The following is a 26533-nucleotide window of genomic DNA, read 5'->3' as shown; positions in this document are numbered from 1 at the left end:
AATTAGACAGATTAGAGTTTTATAGAATTTTTTTGTTTAATGTTTTTTAAAATAATACAATAAACAAATATTTTTCAAACAAAATTTAATGACATTATTTTAATTACTATAGAGTTATGAATAAAAAATTACTTTCTTCAACAAAGCTATTCAAAAGCCTACTTACTGTGCTATTTGTAATGTTAGCAACTATACAGTTACAAGCACAAGCAGGAAAGGCTACTACAGGTACTGGTTTGTATAAAGACAAAATTTTTTGGCTCAATTGGGATTTGAACGGATTAGGAGATGAATCGGATCCGATCGTCAATGGCACGAGTCGCTCCTTTACTGCGCCCTCAGGAGTTGTTTATACCGCTACAATATCCAATGTTGCAGGAACACCTAAGTCTCGTTCTAGTTATAGTTATACTGCTGGAAGTAATTTCTATTGGGGTTATGGCGAAATAGGAGGAAATACGGGTGCGGGTAATATTATTGGTATTGACAATGGTGATAATGGAGCTACAGCATCTTTTACTGTAACTGTGGTTGCTACTTACCCCAATGGCACTGTTACCACTGCTGCTGCATTTGTGGTTGCAGGTACGGAATCTCTAGATCCATTTATCCCAGGTGAGTATTATCAAATTACTGCACCATCGGGTATTGTGCGCTATATGGATAAGTTTGTTTACAATAATGATTGGGCAAATATAGCACTAAAGCTTACTGTTTCTAATACTGGCAGAACGGTTCGAGCTGTTGCTACTGCAACTGGAAACAAAAGGGGTGATGCGCTTCTTGTTGCGGAAGATGTGCCATCAATTGACGTGTCATTGAGAGGGAGAGGAACACAACATTTAGCAATAGGTTTTATAGAAGAAATAGATTATTCTGATGCGCCAAATTCTTATGGGATGGCAAATCATATTGTCAATAACTCCATTACTGGGGGTGATTTGCCACTAGGAGATACGAATATATCAACATCAACAAATGTAGCCGATGCAAAAAGAGGTACTTTTGTAGATCCATTACTATTGCTTGGAACGACTATAGATGCCGAAGCTAGCTATACTCCTGTTGCTGCAGGATTAAATCCTAATGCTGATGATTTAGCAGGAATTGATGATGAGGATTCGATTGTAGGTTTCTCTTGGCCACTTTGTGGAGCTACCATAAAAGTAAAAAACCAAACAGCCAACCCGGCCTATCTTAGTTTATGGATAGATGCAAATAGTAACGGTGTTTTTGATACCAATGAAAAAGCCACTTACACAGTAGTTACAGGCACAAATGGAAATGTCACAGTACCTCTTTCGGCTATTATGGGACTCAAATCTGGCAGTAATTATTACACAAGAATACGACTTTCTTCTACAAATAATTTAGGCCCTACAGGATTTGCTCCAGATGGGGAGGTAGAGGATCATTGGGTAAGCATTACCGCCGTAGCTGTAACACCAACACCTTTGACCATTTGTCAAGGACAAACAGCTACTTTAGAAGGAGTAACAACTACTGGAGCTACTTACAGTTGGGTAGGTCCTAATGGCTTTACATCCAATTTGCAAAGTCCAACAATACCCAATGTACAACCTATTAATGCTGGAACATACACATTAACTATTGCCTATGTATCGGGTTGTATTATTTCTACAGATATCACTCTAATCGTTACTCCAACAAATACCATCGCAGCTGGTGTAAACCTTACTACTTGTATCAACAGCCCCATGACTAGTATTAACCTAGCCACTACAGGAGCTACAGGAGCCACATTTTCTGAATTGCCATCAGGTGTTACCGGCTCTTGGTCTGGGAATATTGCAACAATAAGTGGTACACCAACAGTAAATGGAACTTTCAATTATACTGTAACAACAACAGGTGGATGTCCTCCAGCTGTAACCACAGGAACTATAATAGTGCAAGCAGCACCTACCGCAGGAGCTATTGCAGCAGATCAAACGATTTGCAGCTCAGGTGATCCAGCGGCATTTACAAGCACTACAGCAGGAACAGGATCGGGAACAATTACCTACCGATGGGAAAGTGCAGTAAGTCCATTTAGTACATGGAATACTATAGCATCCGCTACTGCGGCCACTTATGATGAACCATCTGGCTTGACAGCAACCACACAATATCGAAGAATTACCATATCAACATTAAATAGTGTTGCTTGTGAGTCAGTAGCTACTACGCCTGTGACAGTGACGGTGAATGCTTTGCCAACAGCAGCCACATTGAGTTCGAATACTCCTGTTTGTTCAGGTGCAAATGCCATTTTCACAATTACAGGAACTGCTGGAAACACGGTTACTTATACAGGAGCAGCTTCAGGCACAGCTACAATAGGAGCTGGCGGAACAGTTGCAGTTACGGTAACTGGAGTTTCAGCAAACACCACTTTAAACTTAACCAATGTAAGTAACGGAACTTGTAATCGTGCATTAACGGCTAGCACTACGGTAACGGTAAATGCCTTGCCAACAATCACAGGAGTAAGTGTACTATTATCAGGTCAATCTGCAACTCTAATAGGAAGTGGAACACCTGCAAGTACCAATCCTTGGATTTCAAGTAATCCTGCAATTGCAACAGTCACAAGTGCAGGTGTAGTAACTGGTGTTTCAACAGGAGCAACAACGATCATTTATACGAATAGTAATGGATGTCAAACCACTAAAATAATTACTATAGACATCGATTCTGACGGAGATACAATTTTTAACACTGTAGATTTAGATGACGATAATGATGGAATTCTTGATAGTGTAGAGAACTCATCTTGTGGTTTGACAGGTACATACATAAATCCTTTGTTTGCAGAAAATTTTGGAACTCAAAGTACCGCAAATGGCACTTTAAGTATTTCTTCTCCATATACAAATTATAATTATTATCAAGCTCAAGTTGGATTAACCCCAACAGATTGGCAGAATGGATCATCAGCGCCACAATCATTGCAAGACGGACGTTATACTATATTTAATGACATAAAATACACATCTTCTTGGGTGCCGGGAGTTTGGCAAACCATTGGTGATCACACGAATGGTGGAACTACGCCTACTGCGGGTAGGATGGCTATTTTTAATGCCAGTTATGCAGCAGGAGAGTTTTATAGAAGAACATTAACAGGCGTTGTTGCAAACGCGCCTATTAATACTTCTTTTTGGGTTATGAATATTGATTTGGCTGCTACGGGTAGAATTCTTCCCAATGTAACTGTGGAATTTCAAGAAACAGGAAATCCTACAAATGTTTTATATAGTTTTTCAACTGGAGATATACCTGTTGAAGCAGCAGGGAATACAAATGCTTGGAAAAATTTTACAAACCCAACTCTTTTTATTCCTTCTTCAGATGTAAATATAGATGTTGTATTTAAAAATAATTCTACTGGCGGCAATGGTAATGATTTAGCGTTAGATGACATCTTAATAAATCAAAAAATATGTGATACGGATGGTGATGGAATTCCTAATTATCTAGATTTAGATTCTGATAACGATGGCTGTTCAGATGCCAATGAATATTATAATTTAGCAACAGCCGATGGTAATGATGGAGGCGTTTATGGTGTTGGAGTTCCAACTGTGAATGCAAACGGTCAAGTGACTGCAGCCTCTTATTCGGGAAATTATACAAATGCTGTAACGGTTGGAACACCAAGTACAGTTAGTGTTCCTGCAAATCAGACAGCAACCTTTGGCGGTACAGCAACCTTTTTGGTAACAACTTCTGGAGGTTCTGGAGTCACACAATTCCAATGGCAGCAAAGTACAAACGGAACTACTTGGACTAATATTGGTACCAACTCATCTTCTTTAAGCTTGACTGGGATAACCTGTTCCATGAATGGTTATCAATATAGAGTTATAGTAACAGAATCTAATTTTGTCTGTGCCTATGTGGTTTCTACCGCTGCTGTGTTAACGGTATCTAATCCTACCGCATATAGCGTTACTGGTGGGGGAGCTTATTGTAGTGGAGGAACTGGGGTCGCTGTAGGTTTAGGTAATTCCCAAATTGGAGTAAATTATCAGTTACAAATTGGAGGTGTTAATACTGGTAGTGTTGTAGCGGGTACTGGTGCTGCAATCAGTTTCGGAAATCAAACAGTAGCAGGAACTTATACTGTCGTGGCAACTGCAGTAACAGGATGTACTTCGAATATGACAGGAAGTGTGGTTGTAACGGTAAACACGACCCCATCGGCTACATTAGTATTAAGCGGAACAAGTTCAATTTGTACAGGGGCAACAACAAACATAAGTGTAACGGATTCGGAAGTTGGTATCAGTTACCAATTGCGAGATGGAACAACAAATATAGGTACGGCAGTTATTGGAACAGGAGGAACGATTAGTCTATCAACGGGAGCGTTGAGTACAACTACTACGTTTAATGTTTTGGCAACTAATACTTCTACGACTTGTACTATTCAATTGATAGAAACTGAAATTGTAACTGTAAATAATTGTCCGCCAATAGCTTCGAACAGTATTATAAATGTAGCTGAAGAAAGCATCAATACAGCACTTGGATTAACCGCTCCAACGGATCCTGATAGTGCTATCCTTATTATTACAGTTACAGGATTACCAACTTTGGGAACAGTAACCTTGGCAGACGGCACAGCCGTAACCAACGGACAAACCTTGACCGGTACCCAATTGACAGGACTACAATATGATGCGCCAGCAGACTATAATGGAACCGATGTTGTAGGGAACTTCACGTACAGCCTAAGCGATGGCACGACTACAGTCAATGGACAAACGACCATTGCGGTAAGCCCGGCCAACGATGCTCCAGTGGCGGTTGACGACAGCTACACCGTGGCCGAAGAAGGCACGGTAACGCTAAACCCATTAACAGCCGACACCGACTTGGATGGCGATACCTTGAGCATCCAATCCATCAACGGAACCACCTTGACACCGGGAACGGCGCAAGTGATTGCGGTAACCAACGGAACGGTCAACATCACGGCAGCCGGCGTGATTACTTTCACTCCAGCATTGAACTTCAATTCAGCGACAGCAGTGAGCATTCCATATATCATCACGGATGGAAACGGCGGTAGCAGCACGGCCAACGAATTGATCACGGTAAGCCCGGCCAACGATGCGCCAGTGGCGGTTGACGACAGCTACACCGTGGCCGAAGAAGGGACGGTAACGCTAAACCCATTAACAGCCGACACCGACTTGGATGGCGATACCTTGAGCATCCAATCCATCAACGGAACCACCTTGACACCGGGAACGGCGCAAGTGATTGCGGTAACCAACGGAACCGTAAACATAGATGCAGCCGGCGTGATTACTTTCACTCCAGCATTGAACTTCAATTCAGCGACAGCAGTGAGCATTCCATATATCATCACGGATGGAAACGGCGGTAGCAGCACGGCCAACGAATTGATCACGGTAAGCCCGGCCAACGATGCTCCAGTGGCGGTTGACGACAGCTACACCGTGGCCGAAGAAGGGACGGTAACGCTAAACCCATTAACAGCCGACACCGACTTGGATGGCGATACCTTGAGCATCCAATCCATCAACGGAACCACCTTGACCCCGGGAACGGCGCAAGTGATTGCGGTAACCAACGGAACGGTCAACATCACGGCAGCCGGCGTGATTACTTTCACTCCAGCATTGAACTTCAATTCAGCGACAGCAGTGAGCATTCCATATATCATCACGGATGGAAACGGCGGTAGCAGCACGGCCAACGAATTGATCACGGTAAGCCCGGCCAACGATGCTCCAGTGGCGGTTGACGACAGCTACACCGTGGCCGAAGAAGGGACGGTAACGCTAAACCCATTAACAGCCGACACCGACTTGGATGGCGATACCTTGAGCATCCAATCCATCAACGGAACCACCTTGACACCGGGAACGGCGCAAGTGATTGCGGTAACCAACGGAACGGTCAACATAGATGCAACCGGCGTGATTACTTTCACTCCAGCATTGAACTTCAATTCAGCGACAGCAGTGAGCATTCCATATATCATCACGGATGGAAACGGCGGTAGCAGCACGGCCAACGAATTGATCACGGTAAGCCCGGCCAACGATGCTCCAGTGGCGGTTGACGACAGCTACACCGTGGCCGAAGAAGGGACGGTAACGCTAAACCCATTAACAGCCGACACCGACTTGGATGGCGATACCTTGAGCATCCAATCCATCAATGGAACCACCTTGACCCCGGGAATGGCCCAAGTGATTGCGGTAACCAACGGAACGGTCAACATAGATGCAGCCGGCGTGATTACTTTCACTCCAGCATTGAACTTCAATTCAGCGACAGCAGTGAGCATTCCATATATCATCACGGATGGAAACGGCGGTAGCAGCACGGCCAACGAATTGATCACGGTAAGCCCGGCCAACGATGCTCCAGTGGCGGTTGACGACAGCTACACCGTGGCCGAAGAAGGCACGGTAACGCTAAACCCATTAACAGCCGACACCGACTTGGATGGCGATACCTTGAGCATCCAATCCATCAATGGAACCACCTTGACCCCGGGAACGGCCCAAGTGATTGCGGTGACCAACGGAACGGTCAACATAGATGCAGCCGGCGTGATTACTTTCACTCCAGATGCTAACTTCAATTCAGCGACAGCAGTGAGCATTCCATATATCATCACGGATGGAAACGGCGGTAGCAGCACGGCCAACGAATTGATCACGGTAAGCCCGGCCAACGATGCTCCAGTGGCGGTTGACGACAGCTACACCGTGGCCGAAGAAGGGACGGTAACGCTAAACCCATTAACAGCCGACACCGACTTGGATGGCGATACCTTGAGCATCCAATCCATCAACGGAACCACCTTGACACCGGGAACGGCGCAAGTGATTGCGGTAACCAACGGAACGGTCAACATAGATGCAGCCGGCGTGATTACTTTCACTCCAGATGCTAACTTCAATTCAGCGACAGCAGTGAGCATTCCATATATCATCACGGATGGAAACGGCGGTAGCAGCACGGCCAACGAATTGATCACGGTAAGCCCGGCCAACGATGCTCCAGTGGCGGTTGACGACAGCTACACCGTGGCCGAAGAAGGGACGGTAACGCTAAACCCATTAACAGCCGACACCGACTTGGATGGCGATACCTTGAGCATCCAATCCATCAACGGAACCACCTTGACACCGGGAACGGCGCAAGTGATTGCGGTAACCAACGGAACGGTCAACATAGATGCAGCAGGAGTGATTACTTTCACTCCAGCATTGAACTTCAATTCAGCGACAGCAGTGAGCATTCCATATATCATCACGGATGGAAACGGCGGTAGCAGCACGGCCAACGAATTGATCACGGTAAGCCCGGCCAACGATGCTCCAGTGGCGGTTGACGACAGCTACACCGTGGCCGAAGAAGGGACGGTAACGCTAAACCCATTAACAGCCGACACCGACTTGGATGGCGATACCTTGAGCATCCAATCCATCAACGGAACCACCTTGACACCGGGAACGGCGCAAGTGATTGCGGTAACCAACGGAACGGTCAACATAGATGCAGCCGGCGTGATTACTTTCACTCCAGCATTGAACTTCAATTCAGCGACAGCAGTGAGCATTCCATATATCATCACGGATGGAAACGGCGGTAGCAGCACGGCCAACGAATTGATCACGGTAAGCCCGGCCAACGATGCTCCAGTGGCGGTTGACGACAGCTACACCGTGGCCGAAGAAGGGACGGTAACGCTAAACCCATTAACAGCCGACACCGACTTGGATGGCGATACCTTGAGCATCCAATCCATCAACGGAACCACCTTGACACCGGGAACGGCGCAAGTGATTGCGGTAACCAACGGAACGGTCAACATCACGGCAGCAGGAGTGATTACTTTCACTCCAGATGCTAACTTCAATTCAGCGACAGCAGTGAGCATTCCATATATCATCACGGATGGAAACGGCGGTAGCAGCACGGCCAACGAATTGATCACGGTAAGCCCGGCCAACGATGCTCCAGTGGCGGTTGACGACAGCTACACCGTGGCCGAAGAAGGCACGGTAACGCTAAACCCATTAACAGCCGACACCGACTTGGATGGCGATACCTTGAGCATCCAATCCATCAACGGAACCACCTTGACCCCGGGAACGGCGCAAGTGATTGCGGTAACCAACGGAACGGTCAACATCACGGCAGCCGGCGTGATTACTTTCACTCCAGCATTGAACTTCAATTCAGCGACAGCAGTGAGCATTCCATATATCATCACGGATGGAAACGGCGGTAGCAGCACGGCCAACGAATTGATCACGGTAAGCCCGGCCAACGATGCTCCAGTGGCGGTTGACGACAGCTACACCGTGGCCGAAGAAGGGACGGTAACGCTAAACCCATTAACAGCCGACACCGACTTGGATGGCGATACCTTGAGCATCCAATCCATCAACGGAACCACCTTGACACCGGGAACGGCGCAAGTGATTGCGGTAACCAACGGAACGGTCAACATCACGGCAGCCGGCGTGATTACTTTCACTCCAGCATTGAACTTCAATTCAGCGACTGCAGTGAGCATTCCATATATCATCACGGATGGAAACGGCGGTAGCAGCACGGCCAACGAATTGATCACGGTAAGCCCGGCCAACGATGCTCCAGTGGCGGTTGACGACAGCTACACCGTGGCCGAAGAAGGGACGGTAACGCTAAACCCATTAACAGCCGACACCGACTTGGATGGCGATACCTTGAGCATCCAATCCATCAACGGAACCACCTTGACACCGGGAACGGCGCAAGTGATTGCGGTAACCAACGGAACGGTCAACATCACGGCAGCAGGAGTGATTACTTTCACTCCAGATGCTAACTTCAATTCAGCGACAGCAGTGAGCATTCCATATATCATCACGGATGGAAACGGCGGTAGCAGCACGGCCAACGAATTGATCACGGTAAGCCCGGCCAACGATGCTCCAGTGGCGGTTGACGACAGCTACACCGTGGCCGAAGAAGGGACGGTAACGCTAAACCCATTAACAGCCGACACCGACTTGGATGGCGATACCTTGAGCATCCAATCCATCAACGGAACCACCTTGACACCGGGAACGGCGCAAGTGATTGCGGTAACCAACGGAACGGTCAACATAGATGCAGCAGGAGTGATTACTTTCACTCCAGCATTGAACTTCAATTCAGCGACAGCAGTGAGCATTCCATATATCATCACGGATGGAAACGGCGGTAGCAGCACGGCCAACGAATTGATCACGGTAAGCCCGGCCAACGATGCTCCAGTGGCGGTTGACGACAGCTACACCGTGGCCGAAGAAGGGACGGTAACGCTAAACCCATTAACAGCCGACACCGACTTGGATGGCGATACCTTGAGCATCCAATCCATCAACGGAACCACCTTGACACCGGGAACGGCGCAAGTGATTGCGGTAACCAACGGAACGGTCAACATAGATGCAGCCGGCGTGATTACTTTCACTCCAGCATTGAACTTCAATTCAGCGACAGCAGTGAGCATTCCATATATCATCACGGATGGAAACGGCGGTAGCAGCACGGCCAACGAATTGATCACGGTAAGCCCGGCCAACGATGCTCCAGTGGCGGTTGACGACAGCTACACCGTGGCCGAAGAAGGGACGGTAACGCTAAACCCATTAACAGCCGACACCGACTTGGATGGCGATACCTTGAGCATCCAATCCATCAACGGAACCACCTTGACACCGGGAACGGCGCAAGTGATTGCGGTAACCAACGGAACGGTCAACATCACGGCAGCAGGAGTGATTACTTTCACTCCAGATGCTAACTTCAATTCAGCGACAGCAGTGAGCATTCCATATATCATCACGGATGGAAACGGCGGTAGCAGCACGGCCAACGAATTGATCACGGTAAGCCCGGCCAACGATGCTCCAGTGGCGGTTGACGACAGCTACACCGTGGCCGAAGAAGGCACGGTAACGCTAAACCCATTAACAGCCGACACCGACTTGGATGGCGATACCTTGAGCATCCAATCCATCAACGGAACCACCTTGACCCCGGGAACGGCGCAAGTGATTGCGGTAACCAACGGAACGGTCAACATCACGGCAGCCGGCGTGATTACTTTCACTCCAGCATTGAACTTCAATTCAGCGACAGCAGTGAGCATTCCATATATCATCACGGATGGAAACGGCGGTAGCAGCACGGCCAACGAATTGATCACGGTAAGCCCGGCCAACGATGCTCCAGTGGCGGTTGACGACAGCTACACCGTGGCCGAAGAAGGGACGGTAACGCTAAACCCATTAACAGCCGACACCGACTTGGATGGCGATACCTTGAGCATCCAATCCATCAATGGAACCACCTTGACCCCGGGAACGGCGCAAGTGATTGCGGTAACCAACGGAACGGTCAACATAGATGCAGCAGGAGTGATTACTTTCACTCCAGCATTGAACTTCAATTCAGCGACAGCAGTGAGCATTCCATATATCATCACGGATGGAAACGGCGGTAGCAGCACGGCCAACGAATTGATCACGGTAAGCCCGGCCAACGATGCTCCAGTGGCGGTTGACGACAGCTACACCGTGGCCGAAGAAGGGACGGTAACGCTAAACCCATTAACAGCCGACACCGACTTGGATGGCGATACCTTGAGCATCCAATCCATCAACGGAACCACCTTGACACCGGGAACGGCGCAAGTGATTGCGGTAACCAACGGAACGGTCAACATAGATGCAGCCGGCGTGATTACTTTCACTCCAGATGCTAACTTCAATTCAGCGACAGCAGTGAGCATTCCATATATCATCACGGATGGAAACGGCGGTAGCAGCACGGCCAACGAATTGATCACGGTAAGCCCGGCCAACGATGCTCCAGTGGCGGTTGACGACAGCTACACCGTGGCCGAAGAAGGGACGGTAACGCTAAACCCATTAACAGCCGACACCGACTTGGATGGCGATACCTTGAGCATCCAATCCATCAACGGAACCACCTTGACACCGGGAACGGCGCAAGTGATTGCGGTAACCAACGGAACGGTCAACATAGATGCAACCGGCGTGATTACTTTCACTCCAGCATTGAACTTCAATTCAGCGACAGCAGTGAGCATTCCATATATCATCACGGATGGAAACGGCGGTAGCAGCACGGCCAACGAATTGATCACGGTAAGCCCGGCCAACGATGCTCCAGTGGCGGTTGACGACAGCTACACCGTGGCCGAAGAAGGGACGGTAACGCTAAACCCATTAACAGCCGACACCGACTTGGATGGCGATACCTTGAGCATCCAATCCATCAACGGAACCACCTTGACACCGGGAACGGCGCAAGTGATTGCGGTAACCAACGGAACGGTCAACATAGATGCAGCCGGCGTGATTACTTTCACTCCAGATGCTAACTTCAATTCAGCGACAGCAGTGAGCATTCCATATATCATCACGGATGGAAACGGCGGTAGCAGCACGGCCAACGAATTGATCACGGTAAGCCCGGCCAACGATGCTCCAGTGGCGGTTGACGACAGCTACACCGTGGCCGAAGAAGGGACGGTAACGCTAAACCCATTAACAGCCGACACCGACTTGGATGGCGATACCTTGAGCATCCAATCCATCAACGGAACCACCTTGACACCGGGAACGGCGCAAGTGATTGCGGTAACCAACGGAACGGTCAACATCACGGCAGCAGGAGTGATTACTTTCACTCCAGATGCTAACTTCAATTCAGCGACAGCAGTGAGCATTCCATATATCATCACGGATGGAAACGGCGGTAGCAGCACGGCCAACGAATTGATCACGGTAAGCCCGGCCAACGATGCTCCAGTGGCGGTTGACGACAGCTACACCGTGGCCGAAGAAGGGACGGTAACGCTAAACCCATTAACAGCCGACACCGACTTGGATGGCGATACCTTGAGCATCCAATCCATCAACGGAACCACCTTGACACCGGGAACGGCGCAAGTGATTGCGGTAACCAACGGAACGGTCAACATAGATGCAGCAGGAGTGATTACTTTCACTCCAGCATTGAACTTCAATTCAGCGACAGCAGTGAGCATTCCATATATCATCACGGATGGAAACGGCGGTAGCAGCACGGCCAACGAATTGATCACGGTAAGCCCGGCCAACGATGCTCCAGTGGCGGTTGACGACAGCTACACCGTGGCCGAAGAAGGGACGGTAACGCTAAACCCATTAACAGCCGACACCGACTTGGATGGCGATACCTTGAGCATCCAATCCATCAATGGAACCACCTTGACCCCGGGAACGGCGCAAGTGATTGCGGTAACCAACGGAACGGTCAACATAGATGCAGCAGGAGTGATTACTTTCACTCCAGCATTGAACTTCAATTCAGCGACAGCAGTGAGCATTCCATATATCATCACGGATGGAAACGGCGGTAGCAGCACGGCCAACGAATTGATCACGGTAAGCCCGGCCAACGATGCTCCAGTGGCGGTTGACGACAGCTACACCGTGGCCGAAGAAGGGACGGTAACGCTAAACCCATTAACAGCCGACACCGACTTGGATGGCGATACCTTGAGCATCCAATCCATCAACGGAACCACCTTGACACCGGGAACGGCGCAAGTGATTGCGGTAACCAACGGAACGGTCAACATAGATGCAGCCGGCGTGATTACTTTCACTCCAGATGCTAACTTCAATTCAGCGACAGCAGTGAGCATTCCATATATCATCACGGATGGAAACGGCGGTAGCAGCACGGCCAACGAATTGATCACGGTAAGCCCGGCCAACGATGCTCCAGTGGCGGTTGACGACAGCTACACCGTGGCCGAAGAAGGGACGGTAACGCTAAACCCATTAACAGCCGACACCGACTTGGATGGCGATACCTTGAGCATCCAATCCATCAACGGAACCACCTTGACACCGGGAACGGCGCAAGTGATTGCGGTAACCAACGGAACGGTCAACATAGATGCAGCCGGCGTGATTACTTTCACTCCAGCATTGAACTTCAATTCAGCGACAGCAGTGAGCATTCCATATATCATCACGGATGGAAACGGCGGTAGCAGCACGGCCAACGAATTGATCACGGTAAGCCCGGCCAACGATGCTCCAGTGGCGGTTGACGACAGCTACACCGTGGCCGAAGAAGGGACGGTAACGCTAAACCCATTAACAGCCGACACCGACTTGGATGGCGATACCTTGAGCATCCAATCCATCAACGGAACCACCTTGACACCGGGAACGGCGCAAGTGATTGCGGTAACCAACGGAACGGTCAACATCACGGCAGCCGGCGTGATTACTTTCACTCCAGCATTGAACTTCAATTCAGCGACTGCAGTGAGCATTCCATATATCATCACGGATGGAAACGGCGGTAGCAGCACGGCCAACGAATTGATCACGGTAAGCCCGGCCAACGATGCTCCAGTGGCGGTTGACGACAGCTACACCGTGGCCGAAGAAGGGACGGTAACGCTAAACCCATTAACAGCCGACACCGACTTGGATGGCGATACCTTGAGCATCCAATCCATCAACGGAACCACCTTGACACCGGGAACGGCGCAAGTGATTGCGGTAACCAACGGAACGGTCAACATCACGGCAGCAGGAGTGATTACTTTCACTCCAGATGCTAACTTCAATTCAGCGACAGCAGTGAGCATTCCATATATCATCACGGATGGAAACGGCGGTAGCAGCACGGCCAACGAATTGATCACGGTAAGCCCGGCCAACGATGCTCCAGTGGCGGTTGACGACAGCTACACCGTGGCCGAAGAAGGGACGGTAACGCTAAACCCATTAACAGCCGACACCGACTTGGATGGCGATACCTTGAGCATCCAATCCATCAACGGAACCACCTTGACACCGGGAACGGCGCAAGTGATTGCGGTAACCAACGGAACGGTCAACATAGATGCAGCAGGAGTGATTACTTTCACTCCAGCATTGAACTTCAATTCAGCGACAGCAGTGAGCATTCCATATATCATCACGGATGGAAACGGCGGTAGCAGCACGGCCAACGAATTGATCACGGTAAGCCCGGCCAACGATGCTCCAGTGGCGGTTGACGACAGCTACACCGTGGCCGAAGAAGGGACGGTAACGCTAAACCCATTAACAGCCGACACCGACTTGGATGGCGATACCTTGAGCATCCAATCCATCAACGGAACCACCTTGACACCGGGAACGGCGCAAGTGATTGCGGTAACCAACGGAACGGTCAACATAGATGCAGCCGGCGTGATTACTTTCACTCCAGCATTGAACTTCAATTCAGCGACAGCAGTGAGCATTCCATATATCATCACGGATGGAAACGGCGGTAGCAGCACGGCCAACGAATTGATCACGGTAAGCCCGGCCAACGATGCTCCAGTGGCGGTTGACGACAGCTACACCGTGGCCGAAGAAGGGACGGTAACGCTAAACCCATTAACAGCCGACACCGACTTGGATGGCGATACCTTGAGCATCCAATCCATCAACGGAACCACCTTGACACCGGGAACGGCGCAAGTGATTGCGGTAACCAACGGAACGGTCAACATAGATGCAGCCGGCGTGATTACTTTCACTCCAGATGCTAACTTCAATTCAGCGACTGCAGTGAGCATTCCATATATCATCACGGATGGAAACGGCGGTAGCAGCACGGCCAACGAATTGATCACGGTAAGCCCGGCCAACGATGCTCCAGTGGCGGTTGACGACAGCTACACCGTGGCCGAAGAAGGCACGGTAACGCTAAACCCATTAACAGCCGACACCGACTTGGATGGCGATACCTTGAGCATCCAATCCATCAACGGAACCACCTTGACCCCGGGAACGGCGCAAGTGATTGCGGTAACCAACGGAACGGTCAACATCACGGCAGCCGGCGTGATTGCTTTCACTCCAGCATTGAACTTCAATTCAGCGACAGCAGTGAGCATTCCATATATCATCACGGATGGAAACGGCGGTAGCAGCACGGCCAACGAATTGATCACGGTAAGCCCGGCCAACGATGCTCCAGTGGCGGTTGACGACAGCTACACCGTGGCCGAAGAAGGGACGGTAACGCTAAACCCATTAACAGCCGACACCGACTTGGATGGCGATACCTTGAGCATCCAATCCATCAATGGAGCCACCTTGACACCGGGAACGGCGCAAGTGATTGCGGTAACCAACGGAACCGTAAACATAGATGCAGCCGGCGTGATTACTTTCACTCCAGCATTGAACTTCAATTCAGCGACAGCAGTGAGCATTCCATATATCATCACGGATGGAAACGGCGGTAGCAGCACGGCCAACGAATTGATCACGGTAAGCCCGGCCAACGATGCTCCAGTGGCGGTTGACGACAGCTACACCGTGGCCGAAGAAGGGACGGTAACGCTAAACCCATTAACAGCCGACACCGACTTGGATGGCGATACCTTGAGCATCCAATCCATCAACGGAACCACCTTGACCCCGGGAACGGCCCAAGTGATTGCGGTGACCAACGGAACGGTCAACATAGATGCAGCCGGCGTGATTACTTTCACTCCAGATGCTAACTTCAATTCAGCGACAGCAGTGAGCATTCCATATATCATCACGGATGGAAACGGCGGTAGCAGCACGGCCAACGAATTGATCACGGTAAGCCCGGCCAACGATGCTCCAGTGGCGGTTGACGACAGCTACACCGTGGCCGAAGAAGGGACGGTAACGCTAAACCCATTAACAGCCGACACCGACTTGGATGGCGATACCTTGAGCATCCAATCCATCAACGGAACCACCTTGACCCCGGGAACGGCGCAAGTGATTGCGGTAACCAACGGAACGGTCAACATCACGGCAGCCGGCGTGATTGCTTTCACTCCAGCATTGAACTTCAATTCAGCGACAGCAGTGAGCATTCCATATATCATCACGGATGGAAACGGCGGTAGCAGCACGGCCAACGAATTGATCACGGTAAGCCCGGCCAACGATGCTCCAGTGGCGGTTGACGACAGCTACACCGTGGCCGAAGAAGGGACGGTAACGCTAAACCCATTAACAGCCGACACCGACTTGGATGGCGATACCTTGAGCATCCAATCCATCAACGGAACCACCTTGACACCGGGAACGGCGCAAGTGATTGCGGTAACCAACGGAACGGTCAACATCACGGCAGCCGGCGTGATTACTTTCACTCCAGCATTGAACTTCAATTCAGCGACAGCAGTGAGCATTCCATATATCATCACGGATGGAAACGGCGGTAGCAGCACGGCCAACGAATTGATCACGGTAAGCCCGGCCAACGATGCTCCAGTGGCGGTTGACGACAGCTACACCGTGGCCGAAGAAGGGACGGTAACGCTAAACCCATTAACAGCCGACACCGACTTGGATGGCGATACCTTGAGCATCCAATCCATCAATGGAACCACCTTGACCCCGGGAACGGCGCAAGTGATTGCGGTAACCAACGGAACGGTCAACATAGATGCAGCCGGCGTGATTACTTTCACTCCAGCATTGAACTTCAATTCAGCGACAGCAGTGAGCATTCCATATATCATCACGGATGGAAACGGCGGTAGCAGCACGGCCAACGAATTGATCACGGTAAGCCCGGCCAACGATGCTCCAGTGGCGGTTGACGACAGCTACACCGTGGCCGAAGAAGGGACGGTAACGCTAAACCCATTAACAGCCGACACCGACTTGGATGGCGATACCTTGAGCATCCAATCCATCAATGGAACCACCTTGACCCCGGGAATGGCCAAGTGATTGCGGTAACCAACGGAACGGTCAACATCACGGCAGCCGGCGTGATTACTTTCACTCCAGCATTGAACTTCAATTCAGCGACAGCAGTGAGCATTCCATATATCATCACGGATGGAAACGGCGGTAGCAGCACGGCCAACGAATTGATCACGGTAAGCCCGGCCAACGATGCTCCAGTGGCGGTTGACGACAGCTACACCGTGGCCGAAGAAGGGACGGTAACGCTAAACCCATTAACAGCCGACACCGACTTGGATGGCGATACCTTGAGCATCCAATCCATCAACGGAACCACCTTGACACCGGGAACGGCGCAAGTGATTGCGGTAACCAACGGAACGGTCAACATAGATGCAGCCGGCGTGATTACTTTCACTCCAGCATTGAACTTCAATTCAGCGACAGCAGTGAGCATTCCATATATCATCACGGATGGAAACGGCGGTAGCAGCACGGCCAACGAATTGATCACGGTAAGCCCGGCCAACGATGCTCCAGTGGCGGTTGACGACAGCTACACCGTGGCCGAAGAAGGGACGGTAACGCTAAACCCATTAACAGCCGACACCGACTTGGATGGCGATACCTTGAGCATCCAATCCATCAACGGAACCACCTTGACACCGGGAACGGCGCAAGTGATTGCGGTAACCAACGGAACGGTCAACATAGATGCAGCAGGAGTGATTACTTTCACTCCAGCATTGAACTTCAATTCAGCGACAGCAGTGAGCATTCCATATATCATCACGGATGGAAACGGCGGTAGCAGCACGGCCAACGAATTGATCACGGTAAGCCCGGCCAACGATGCTCCAGTGGCGGTTGACGACAGCTACACCGTGGCCGAAGAAGGGACGGTAACGCTAAACCCATTAACAGCCGACACCGACTTGGATGGCGATACCTTGAGCATCCAATCCATCAACGGAACCACCTTGACACCGGGAACGGCGCAAGTGATTGCGGTAACCAACGGAACGGTCAACATAGATGCAGCAGGAGTGATTACTTTCACTCCAGCATTGAACTTCAATTCAGCGACAGCAGTGAGCATTCCATATATCATCACGGATGGAAACGGCGGTAGCAGCACGGCCAACGAATTGATCACGGTAAGCCCGGCCAACGATGCTCCAGTGGCGGTTGACGACAGCTACACCGTGGCCGAAGAAGGGACGGTAACGCTAAACCCATTAACAGCCGACACCGACTTGGATGGCGATACCTTGAGCATCCAATCCATCAACGGAACCACCTTGACACCGGGAACGGCGCAAGTGATTGCGGTAACCAACGGAACGGTCAACATAGATGCAGCCGGCGTGATTACTTTCACTCCAGATGCTAACTTCAATTCAGCGACAGCAGTGAGCATTCCATATATCATCACGGATGGAAACGGCGGTAGCAGCACGGCCAACGAATTGATCACGGTAAGCCCGGCCAACGATGCTCCAGTGGCGGTTGACGACAGCTACACCGTGGCCGAAGAAGGGACGGTAACGCTAAACCCATTAACAGCCGACACCGACTTGGATGGCGATACCTTGAGCATCCAATCCATCAACGGAACCACCTTGACACCGGGAACGGCGCAAGTGATTGCGGTAACCAACGGAACGGTCAACATCACGGCAGCAGGAGTGATTACTTTCACTCCAGATGCTAACTTCAATTCAGCGACAGCAGTGAGCATTCCATATATCATCACGGATGGAAACGGCGGTAGCAGCACGGCCAACGAATTGATCACGGTAAGCCCGGCCAACGATGCGCCAGTGGCGGTTGACGACAGCTACACCGTGGCCGAAGAAGGGACGGTAACGCTAAACCCATTAACAGCCGACACCGACTTGGATGGCGATACCTTGAGCATCCAATCCATCAACGGAACCACCTTGACACCGGGAACGGCGCAAGTGATTGCGGTAACCAAGGGAACCGTAAACATAGATGCAGCCGGCGTGATTACTTTCACTCCAGCATTGAACTTCAATTCAGCGACAGCAGTGAGCATTCCATATATCATCACGGATGGAAACGGCGGTAGCAGCACGGCCAACGAATTGATCACGGTAAGCCCGGCCAACGATGCTCCAGTGGCGGTTGACGACAGCTACACCGTGGCCGAAGAAGGGACGGTAACGCTAAACCCATTAACAGCCGACACCGACTTGGATGGCGATACCTTGAGCATCCAATCCATCAACGGAACCACCTTGACACCGGGAACGGCGCAAGTGATTGCGGTAACCAACGGAACGGTCAACATAGATGCAGCCGGCGTGATTACTTTCACTCCAGATGCTAACTTCAATTCAGCGACAGCAGTGAGCATTCCATATATCATCACGGATGGAAACGGCGGTAGCAGCACGGCCAACGAATTGATCACGGTAAGCCCGGCCAACGATGCTCCAGTGGCGGTTGACGACAGCTACACCGTGGCCGAAGAAGGGACGGTAACGCTAAACCCATTAACAGCCGACACCGACTTGGATGGCGATACCTTGAGCATCCAATCCATCAACGGAACCACCTTGACACCGGGAACGGCGCAAGTGATTGCGGTAACCAACGGAACGGTCAACATAGATGCAGCCGGCGTGATTACTTTCACTCCAGATGCTAACTTCAATTCAGCGACTGCAGTGAGCATTCCATATATCATCACGGATGGAAACGGCGGTAGCAGCACGGCCAACGAATTGATCACGGTAAGCCCGGCCAACGATGCTCCAGTGGCGGTTGACGACAGCTACACCGTGGCCGAAGAAGGCACGGTAACGCTAAACCCATTAACAGCCGACACCGACTTGGATGGCGATACCTTGAGCATCCAATCCATCAACGGAACCACCTTGACCCCGGGAACGGCGCAAGTGATTGCGGTAACCAACGGAACGGTCAACATCACGGCAGCCGGCGTGATTGCTTTCACTCCAGCATTGAACTTCAATTCAGCGACAGCAGTGAGCATTCCATATATCATCACGGATGGAAACGGCGGTAGCAGCACGGCCAACGAATTGATCACGGTAAGCCCGGCCAACGATGCTCCAGTGGCGGTTGACGACAGCTACACCGTGGCCGAAGAAGGGACGGTAACGCTAAACCCATTAACAGCCGACACCGACTTGGATGGCGATACCTTGAGCATCCAATCCATCAATGGAGCCACCTTGACACCGGGAACGGCGCAAGTGATTGCGGTAACCAACGGAACCGTAAACATAGATGCAGCCGGCGTGATTACTTTCACTCCAGCATTGAACTTCAATTCAGCGACAGCAGTGAGCATTCCATATATCATCACGGATGGAAACGGCGGTAGCAGCACGGCCAACGAATTGATCACGGTAAGCCCGGCCAACGATGCTCCAGTGGCGGTTGACGACAGCTACACCGTGGCCGAAGAAGGGACGGTAACGCTAAACCCATTAACAGCCGACACCGACTTGGATGGCGATACCTTGAGCATCCAATCCATCAACGGAACCACCTTGACCCCGGGAACGGCCCAAGTGATTGCGGTGACCAACGGAACGGTCAACATAGATGCAGCCGGCGTGATTACTTTCACTCCAGATGCTAACTTCAATTCAGCGACAGCAGTGAGCATTCCATATATCATCACGGATGGAAACGGCGGTAGCAGCACGGCCAACGAATTGATCACGGTAAGCCCGGCCAACGATGCTCCAGTGGCGGTTGACGACAGCTACACCGTGGCCGAAGAAGGGACGGTAACGCTAAACCCATTAACAGCCGACACCGACTTGGATGGCGATACCTTGAGCATCCAATCCATCAACGGAACCACCTTGACCCCGGGAACGGCGCAAGTGATTGCGGTAACCAACGGAACGGTCAACATCACGGCAGCCGGCGTGATTGCTTTCACTCCAGCATTGAACTTCAATTCAGCGACAGCAGTGAGCATTCCATATATCATCACGGATGGAAACGGCGGTAGCAGCACGGCCAACGAATTGATCACGGTAAGCCCGGCCAACGATGCTCCAGTGGCGGTTGACGACAGCTACACCGTGGCCGAAGAAGGGACGGTAACGCTAAACCCATTAACAGCCGACACCGACTTGGATGGCGATACCTTGAGCATCCAATCCATCAACGGAACCACCTTGACACCGGGAACGGCGCAAGTGATTGCGGTAACCAACGGAACGGTCAACATCACGGCAGCCGGCGTGATTACTTTCACTCCAGCATTGAACTTCAATTCAGCGACAGCAGTGAGCATTCCATATATCATCACGGATGGAAACGGCGGTAGCAGCACGGCCAACGAATTGATCACGGTAAGCCCGGCCAACGATGCTCCAGTGGCGGTTGACGACAGCTACACCGTGGCCGAAGAAGGGACGGTAACGCTAAACCCATTAACAGCCGACACCGACTTGGATGGCGATACCTTGAGCATCCAATCCATCAATGGAACCACCTTGACCCCGGGAACGGCGCAAGTGATTGCGGTAACCAACGGAACGGTCAACATAGATGCAGCCGGCGTGATTACTTTCACTCCAGCATTGAACTTCAATTCAGCGACAGCAGTGAGCATTCCATATATCATCACGGATGGAAACGGCGGTAGCAGCACGGCCAACGAATTGATCACGGTAAGCCCGGCCAACGATGCTCCAGTGGCGGTTGACGACAGCTACACCGTGGCCGAAGAAGGGACGGTAACGCTAAACCCATTAACAGCCGACACCGACTTGGATGGCGATACCTTGAGCATCCAATCCATCAATGGAACCACCTTGACCCCGGGAATGGCCCAAGTGATTGCGGTAACCAACGGAACGGTCAACATCACGGCAGCCGGCGTGATTACTTTCACTCCAGCATTGAACTTCAATTCAGCGACAGCAGTGAGCATTCCATATATCATCACGGATGGAAACGGCGGTAGCAGCACGGCCAACGAATTGATCACGGTAAGCCCGGCCAACGATGCTCCAGTGGCGGTTGACGACAGCTACACCGTGGCCGAAGAAGGGACGGTAACGCTAAACCCATTAACAGCCGACACCGACTTGGATGGCGATACCTTGAGCATCCAATCCATCAACGGAACCACCTTGACACCGGGAACGGCGCAAGTGATTGCGGTAACCAACGGAACGGTCAACATAGATGCAGCCGGCGTGATTACTTTCACTCCAGCATTGAACTTCAATTCAGCGACAGCAGTGAGCATTCCATATATCATCACGGATGGAAACGGCGGTAGCAGCACGGCCAACGAATTGATCACGGTAAGCCCGGCCAACGATGCTCCAGTGGCGGTTGACGACAGCTACACCGTGGCCGAAGAAGGGACGGTAACGCTAAACCCATTAACAGCCGACACCGACTTGGATGGCGATACCTTGAGCATCCAATCCATCAACGGAACCACCTTGACACCGGGAACGGCGCAAGTGATTGCGGTAACCAACGGAACGGTCAACATAGATGCAGCAGGAGTGATTACTTTCACTCCAGCATTGAACTTCAATTCAGCGACAGCAGTGAGCATTCCATATATCATCACGGATGGAAACGGCGGTAGCAGCACGGCCAACGAATTGATCACGGTAAGCCCGGCCAACGATGCTCCAGTGGCGGTTGACGACAGCTACACCGTGGCCGAAGAAGGGACGGTAACGCTAAACCCATTAACAGCCGACACCGACTTGGATGGCGATACCTTGAGCATCCAATCCATCAACGGAACCACCTTGACACCGGGAACGGCGCAAGTGATTGCGGTAACCAACGGAACGGTCAACATAGATGCAGCCGGCGTGATTACTTTCACTCCAGCATTGAACTTCAATTCAGCGACAGCAGTGAGCATTCCATATATCATCACGGATGGAAACGGCGGTAGCAGCACGGCCAACGAATTGATCACGGTAAGCCCGGCCAACGATGCTCCAGTGGCGGTTGACGACAGCTACACCGTGGCCGAAGAAGGGACGGTAACGCTAAACCCATTAACAGCCGACACCGACTTGGATGGCGATACCTTGAGCATCCAATCCATCAACGGAACCACCTTGACACCGGGAACGGCGCAAGTGATTGCGGTAACCAACGGAACGGTCAACATAGATGCAGCCGGCGTGATTACTTTCACTCCAGATGCTAACTTCAATTCAGCGACAGCAGTGAGCATTCCATATATCATCACGGATGGAAACGGCGGTAGCAGCACGGCCAACGAATTGATCACGGTAAGCCCGGCCAACGATGCTCCAGTGGCGGTTGACGACAGCTACACCGTGGCCGAAGAAGGGACGGTAACGCTAAACCCATTAACAGCCGACACCGACTTGGATGGCGATACCTTGAGCATCCAATCCATCAACGGAACCACCTTGACACCGGGAACGGCGCAAGTGATTGCGGTAACCAACGGAACGGTCAACATCACGGCAGCAGGAGTGATTACTTTCACTCCAGATGCTAACTTCAATTCAGCGACAGCAGTGAGCATTCCATATATCATCACGGATGGAAACGGCGGTAGCAGCACGGCCAACGAATTGATCACGGTAAGCCCGGCCAACGATGCGCCAGTGGCGGTTGACGACAGCTACACCGTGGCCGAAGAAGGGACGGTAACGCTAAACCCATTAACAGCCGACACCGACTTGGATGGCGATACCTTGAGCATCCAATCCATCAACGGAACCACCTTGACACCGGGAACGGCGCAAGTGATTGCGGTAACCAAGGGAACCGTAAACATAGATGCAGCCGGCGTGATTACTTTCACTCCAGCATTGAACTTCAATTCAGCGACAGCAGTGAGCATTCCATATATCATCACGGATGGAAACGGCGGTAGCAGCACGGCCAACGAATTGATCACGGTAAGCCCGGCCAACGATGCTCCAGTGGCGGTTGACGACAGCTACACCGTGGCCGAAGAAGGCACGGTAACGCTAAACCCATTAACAGCCGACACCGACTTGGATGGCGATACCTTGAGCATCCAATCCATCAACGGAACCACCTTGACCCCGGGAACGGCACAAGTGATTGCGGTAACCAACGGAACGGTCAACATAGATGCAGCCGGCGTGATTACTTTCACTCCAGCATTGAACTTCAATTCAGCGACAGCAGTGAGCATTCCATATGTTATTACAGACGGAACCACCACGGCTACCGCCAATGAATTGATCACCGTAACCCCAGTAAACGATGCGCCAGTGGCAGTGAACGATACAAACACTATTATTCCTTCAACGGCAGTTGCGACAGCAATTAATGCTTTAGTTGCCACAGATTTAGATGGAACTATCGCTAATTATACTATTTTAAGTCTACCTGCAAATGGAATTTTAGCTTTGTCAGGAATGGCAGTGATAATTAATCAAGTATTAACTCCAGTTCAAGCAGCTATGTTGACCTATGATCCAAGTGGGGCATTTACAGGGAATGATAGCTTTGTGTTTACTGCAACAGACAACGAAGGAGCATTAGATATTTCACCTGCAACTATTGTTATTCCAGTTGGAAACAATGCGCCTGTAGCTAATGATAATGCTAATGCCGGGATTTCATCCGCCGCAGGAGCCACTTTAATTGCACCATTGACAGCTACAGATACAGATGGAACGATAGTGAGTTACACTATTTTGAGTTTGCCTTCAAAAGGTGTTTTGGCTTTGTCAGGTACTGTAGTGGCCATAAATCAGATATTGACTCCAGCTCAAGTGGCTATGTTGACGTACGATCCAAGTGGGGCATTTACAGGAGAGGACTTGTTTACTTTTACTGCAACAGACAATAATGGTAGTTTAGATGTAACACCTGCAACAACAACAATAGTGATTAATCCATCAGTCGATGCTACAGATGATGTTGCGACAACAGTTCCAGGAGGAGTTATAACAACGATACCAAGTTTATTCGCAAATGACACCGTAAATGGCAACCCATTTACGCCATCGCAAGTAACCTTGACTACCTTACCAATTGGTGGAGGCATCTTGATGAATGCAGACGGAACGATAACGGTTCCTGCCAATGCACCATCAGGAAGTTATCCGGTAACTTACACGATTTGTACCGTTGCCACACCATCGGTTTGTGATACGGCAACAACAACTGTAGTTGTCAATCCATCAATCGATGCAACCAACGATGTGATACCTGTATCAGTGGCAGGTGGAGTTGTAACCACAACCGCAAGCTTGTTTGGTAACGATACTGTAAACGGCAACCCATTTACGCCATCGCAAGTAACCTTGACTACCTTGCCAATTGGTGGAGGCATCTTGATGAATGCAGACGGAACGATAACGGTTCCTGCCAATGCACCATCAGGAAGTTATCCGGTAACTTACACGATTTGTACTGTTGCCACGCCATCGGTTTGTGATACGGCAACAACAACTGTAGTTGTCAATCCATCAATCGATGCAACCAACGATGTGATACCCGTATCAGTGGCAGGAGGAGTTGTCACAACGATACCAAGTTTATTCGCAAATGACACCGTAAACGGCAATCCATTCACGCCATCGCAAGTAACCATGAGTACCTTGCCAATTGGTGGAGGCATCTTGATGAATGCAGACGGAACGATAACGGTTCCGGCGAATGCACCATCAGGAAGTTATCCGGTAACTTATACGATTTGTACTGTTGCCACACCATCGGTTTGTGATACGGCAACAACAACTGTAGTTGTCAATCCATCAATCGATGCCATAAATGATGTTGCTGCAACAGTTCCTGCAGGAGTTGTAACGGTACTCCCAACTTTGTATGCTAATGACAATGTAAACGGAAATCCATTTACACTGTCACAAATTACTCTAACAGTGCTACAGCCAATTGGCGGAGGTATTGTTATGAATGCAGACGGAACGGTGACTGTCCCTGCCAATGCACCATCAGGTACTTATGCTGTAAATTACACAATTTGTACCGTTGCAACACCAGTGGTTTGCGATACGGCTACAAAAACAATAATTGTTGATGAAAAACCAAGTATTGCCATCATAAAAACAGCAACTTTCAATGATGAAAATGCAGATGGATATGCTCAGGCCGGTGAAACTATTTCGTATGTTTTTGCAATTACAAATACAGGTAATGTGGTTCTTTCCAACGTTACGGTAGAAGATAATTATTTGCCGGATGTAATTCTTACGGGTAGTCCAATAGCCAGTTTGGGAATAGGAGAAACGAATAGCAACGCCTATACAGCAACTTATGCCATCAAACAGAATGATATTAATATGGGTTCAATTAAAAATCAAGCTATGGTGACTGCTACAAGTTTGAATGGTACTATTGTAACCGATTTGTCAGACAACACAAATATTCTTGACGATAAACCAACTGTAATGGGAGTTTCAGGATGTTTAATAGAAGTATTCAATGCAGTTTCTCCAAATGGAGACGGTGATAATGATGTGTTCTATATAAGAGGATTGGAATGTTATCCTAAAAACTCAGTTGAGATTTATAACAGATGGGGAGTTTTGGTTTTCGAAAGAAGTGGTTATAATAATTCCGATAGAGCCTTTAAGGGAATTTCAGAAGGAAGAGTAACTGTAAATCAATCTGAGGAATTGCCGGAAGGAACTTATTATTATATTCTGAGATACCAAGATAGTGCTTCAACAGGACACGAAAAAGCAGGGTATTTGTACATAAACCGATAA

2 protein-coding genes are annotated in these 26533 nt (G+C 50.2%); both read left to right on the top strand.

The features are described from left to right. Positions 1-179: 179 nt before the first annotated feature. Positions 180-16829, top strand: coding sequence for a cadherin-like domain-containing protein (locus OZP13_RS14375; RefSeq protein ID WP_281297601.1), 16650 nt, complete (start codon positions 180-182; stop codon positions 16827-16829). Further along, a complete protein-coding gene (locus OZP13_RS14370) occupies positions 16826-26533 on the top strand; it encodes an Ig-like domain-containing protein (RefSeq protein WP_281297600.1) in 9708 nt (3235 codons plus the stop codon). Before OZP13_RS14375 ends, OZP13_RS14370 begins: the two co-directional genes overlap by 4 nt.

It is taken from the genome of Flavobacterium limnophilum (genome assembly GCF_027111315.2).
GTDB lineage: Bacteria > Bacteroidota > Bacteroidia > Flavobacteriales > Flavobacteriaceae > Flavobacterium > Flavobacterium limnophilum.
This window is presented reverse-complemented; position numbering and strand designations above follow the sequence as displayed.

What these genes read in the sequence shown, in the direction of transcription:
- OZP13_RS14375 (WP_281297601.1), top strand. Translation starts at nt 180, where the DNA reads ATGTTAGCAACTATACAGTTACAAGCACAAGCAGGAAAGGCTACTACA.